This is a genomic window from Microbacterium sp. Bi128 (genome assembly GCF_918698205.1).
On sequence record NZ_CAKKMM010000478.1, the window covers coordinates 1 to 3,485 of the forward strand.

Annotated in this window: 3 protein-coding genes and 1 pseudogene; 2 read left to right on the plus strand and 2 right to left on the minus strand. The window is 67.1% G+C overall.

Annotation, left to right across the window (positions count from 1 at the left end):
- Nucleotides 1–789: extracellular solute-binding protein (locus tag LQV45_RS21395; protein ID WP_230008730.1), on the minus strand; the 789-nt coding region annotated here is incomplete at its 3' end.
- 280 nt (nt 790–1,069) lie between these two features.
- On the opposite strand from LQV45_RS21395, the gene LQV45_RS21400 reads away from it, so the two are divergent.
- The gene (locus LQV45_RS21400) at nt 1,070–2,134 is read left to right on the plus strand and encodes an alpha-amylase family glycosyl hydrolase (RefSeq protein ID WP_290370289.1); all 1,065 of its coding nucleotides are present in this window, start codon (nt 1,070–1,072) and stop codon (nt 2,132–2,134) included.
- A gap of 2 nt (nt 2,135–2,136) precedes the next feature.
- Nucleotides 2,137–2,418 (plus strand): annotated as a pseudogene (locus tag LQV45_RS21405) (LacI family DNA-binding transcriptional regulator); the annotation flags it as partial.
- Between the two features lie 250 nt (nt 2,419–2,668).
- Here LQV45_RS21405 and LQV45_RS21415 read toward each other — a convergent pair.
- A partial coding sequence (locus LQV45_RS21415) for an alkaline phosphatase family protein (protein WP_230008731.1) occupies nt 2,669–3,485 on the minus strand: 817 nt, incomplete at its 5' end.

Sequence of the window (3,485 nt, forward strand, 5' to 3'; positions counted from 1 at the left end):
GATGATCTTTTCGCCCTTGTCGCCCCAGGCGGCCAGCTTCTTGGCGAACTCGACGCCGGAGGCGTCGCCGATCAGGAGCTGCTTCGGGTCGTAGCCGCCGTCGGCTGCCTTGCCGAAGACCTGCGAGCCCATGGAAGCCTGCAGCGGGTAGAGGTGGTACGGATCGCCCTGCTTCGGGTCCATGCCCACGAGGAACGGGAACTTCGCCTTGCCGTCGGCCACGGCCTTCTTGCCGTTGGCGACGACCTCGTCCAGGGTCTTGGCGCTCTGGGCAACGAGGTCCGTGTTGCGGAGCAGGGCGATGTTCTCGATCGCATACGGGACGCCGTAGACGGAGCCGTTGTAGGTCATGGCCTTGATGGAGGAGTCCTGGAACTCGGACTTCTTGTCCCCGAGCTCCACCGGAGCGATCACGCCGTTCTGGACGAACTTGCCGACCCAGTCGTGCGGGCCAACGATCAGGTCCGGGCCCTTGCCGGTCGGGACCTGGGTGATGAAGTCGTCGCGGACAGCGGCGAAGTCCTTGACGACGAGCTTGACTGCGATGCCGGTATCGGTCTGGAACTTGGCCGTGATGTCCTTCAGCGCGGGCGCGCGCTCGGCATCGACCCACATGGTGATCGTGCTGGCGCCGGAGGCCTTCAGGTCAGGCTTGGCCGTCGCGGTCGCCGGTGCGGTGGCTGCGGCGCCGCCGCACGCGCTGAGGGCCAGCGCGGCCACTACGGAAATGGCGCCCGCGGTGAATACGCGGCGGCTGGTTCCGTTCGTGAGGGTGTTCTGCACCTTCATTGGTGTCCCTTTCATAAATCCCTGCATCCACGCGTAAGGCCCTGGAAGTCCGTTCCAGAGCCCCGTGGCATCGTCGGTGATGTGGCTCACAACTGCAAGCGCTTCCAAAGTACACGCTAGGTACCACTTTGAAAAGTCACCGCACCAGCCCGGGGCGAGGGGCTCCGCTGGCTGGCCGGACGCCGGGCCGGGGACAGTCCAACGACTGGCCGAAACTGCCCGATTCGAATGTGACTGGAAGCGTTTTCATTTTCCCGGTGTGGGACTTACGATTACCGTCATGTCCGTTGATTCAGTTCTCCTCTCCCCCGCCGCGCAGGCCGGCCCCCTGACGGGCCCGCTGACCCCGGTGCACGCCGCAGACCACATCCCGGGATGGTGGCGGTCCGCCGTCATCTACCAGGTCTACCCTCGCTCGTTCCGGGACCTGAACGGCGACGGCATCGGCGACCTCGCCGGAATCACCGCCGAGCTTCCCCGGCTCGCCGACTGGGTGCGCCCGGACGAAATGCACCAGGCCTTCAACTTCCCCTACCTCCACGCGGGCCTGGACGTGCATCGCATGCGCCACGTCATCACCGAGTCACTGACGTCGCTGGACGCCGTCGCCGCCCCCAGCACGTGGGTGCTCTCCAACCACGACGTCGTCCGCCACGCCACCCGCTTCGGATACAACGGGCAGGCGCCGCGCGACGGTGACGGAATCGGCACCTGGGATCCGCAGCCGGACGAGGACCGCGGACGGTCCCGCGCGGCAGCGGCGTCCCTGTTCATGCTCGGGCTGCCCGGCGGGGCTTACCTCTACCAGGGCGAAGAACTCGGCCTTCCGGACGGGATCGACATCCCGGACACCCGGCGCCAGGACCCCACTTTTGCCCGCACCGGCGGCGCACGGCTGGGCCGCGACGGCTGCCGCGTCCCGCTGCCCTGGCGGGCCGGAGAACTCCACGCAGGATTTGGCGACGGGCAGGACCCGTGGCTGCCGCAGCCGGAAAGCTTCGCCCGGCTGGCGCGGGATGTGCAGGCCGCTTCACCGTCGTCGCACCTAAGCCTCTACAAGCGCATGCTGGAGCTCCGCCGCCGGCTGGACCTGGGCCGCGGCTCACTGTCCTGGTACGAGGACCTGTGCACGGACACGAGCCTTGCCTTCCTCAACGGCTCCACGCTGGTGCTGCTGAATGTGGGGTCCGAGCCCTTGGAACTGCCCGCCGGGCGGGTGCTGCTGCGCAGCTCAACGTCACCGGAGGCCGGCTACGACGTTGGGGGCATGGACAGCGCCGGCGATCCGTTAAGCTCAGGTGAAACTGTTTGGCTGGAAATCTACATCGAGGACACGGAGGGCTAGGCATGCCCGGCATCAAGGACGTCGCGGAACGGGCCGGCCTCTCCATCGCCACCGTTTCGCGCGCCTTGAGCGGCAAAGGCAACGTTTCCCCGCGAAGCCGGGAACGCGCCCAGACCGCCGCCGCTGAGCTTGGCTTCGTCCTGTCCTACCAAGCTTCCAGCCTGGCCTCCGGGCGCAATCACAATGTCGGCCTTGTTGTCCCCTCGGTCCACCGGTGGTTTTTTTCCTCGGTGGTCGAAGGTGTCTCTGCCACCCTGCTGGACGCCGGCTACGACCTCACGATGAGTGACCGACGGACCTACACCCGGTACAAGGTCTTCAAGGGCCATTTCGATTTTGCCACTTCCCAGGGGCTGGAGATCGAAAGCGTGGAAACCCTGGCCCGAGGCGCGTCGGACCACCTTCCCATCCTGATCACGGCCGAATACGGCCAGGAGGCGCCCCCCAACGGTTCAGGACCCGCGGAGCCTTAGCGGCCGGTCCTGCCGGATCGGTGCTGACCGCCGGCGCTGCCGCTAGGAGCGGTGACGCGCGCTAGGACCCGGCGTTAAATACGTCTCCGCCGAAACTGTCCAGTCCCGGCGCCCCGGCGTACCCGAGGCGCGGGAGCGAGAAGGCGTCTTCGATGCTGGCCAGGAGGCTGAAGTGGTTGTAGGGCCGGTCCGACGTCGTGCCGCCCTTGGTGAGCGGCGAGAGGACCAGCGCACCAATCCTGCCGCCGGCCGTCCCTCCGGGCAGCAGCCCTGAGGGCCCAACTGTCTTGCCCTCGGACTCGTCGAAGGTGATCACCAGCATCCCGTCCTGCCGGAAGGCCGGGGAATCCAGGATGGCCGGAACCTGCTGGCTCAGCCAAGTGTCGGCGGCGGCCAGTCCGCCTGCGCTGCCGTCGACGCAGGGGTTGTCGTGGCCGTCATTGCAAAGATTGGGCGAAATGTAGGACAGGTTCGGGGTGGTGGCTACGGACCGGAGGTCGCCGCGGAGTTCGCTGAAGTCCACCACGTTGCTCTGGCAGTCCGGTGACGAGGTGATGGCCTGGAAATACACGAACGGGTTGTGCCGCGTTGCGTACTGGTCACCCACCTTGGCGCCCTGGCTGGTGTCCTGCCCGCCGAGTTCGGGATGACGGCACGGCGTGCCCATGTCTTCCATGTAACCCTTCCAGGTCTTGCCTGCGGCACTGAGCTGCCCGGCGACCGTGGGGACCGAGGCCGGATAGACGCAGCCGGCGCCCTCCGCCAGGCCGAGCGCGCCCGTCCCCGTCAGCTCAAACGCGGCGTAGGTGGGGCAGTCCTCCCTCGTCATGGCATTGGACGGCTGGCCGGAGATCTGGGCCAGGTAGTTCGGGTTCGAA

Bases quoted from the DNA above. Each gene is read 5' to 3' on its own strand.
- LQV45_RS21400 (WP_290370289.1), top strand. From the start codon at position 1,070: ATGTCCGTTGATTCAGTTCTCCTCTCCCCCGCCGCGCAGGCCGGCCCC.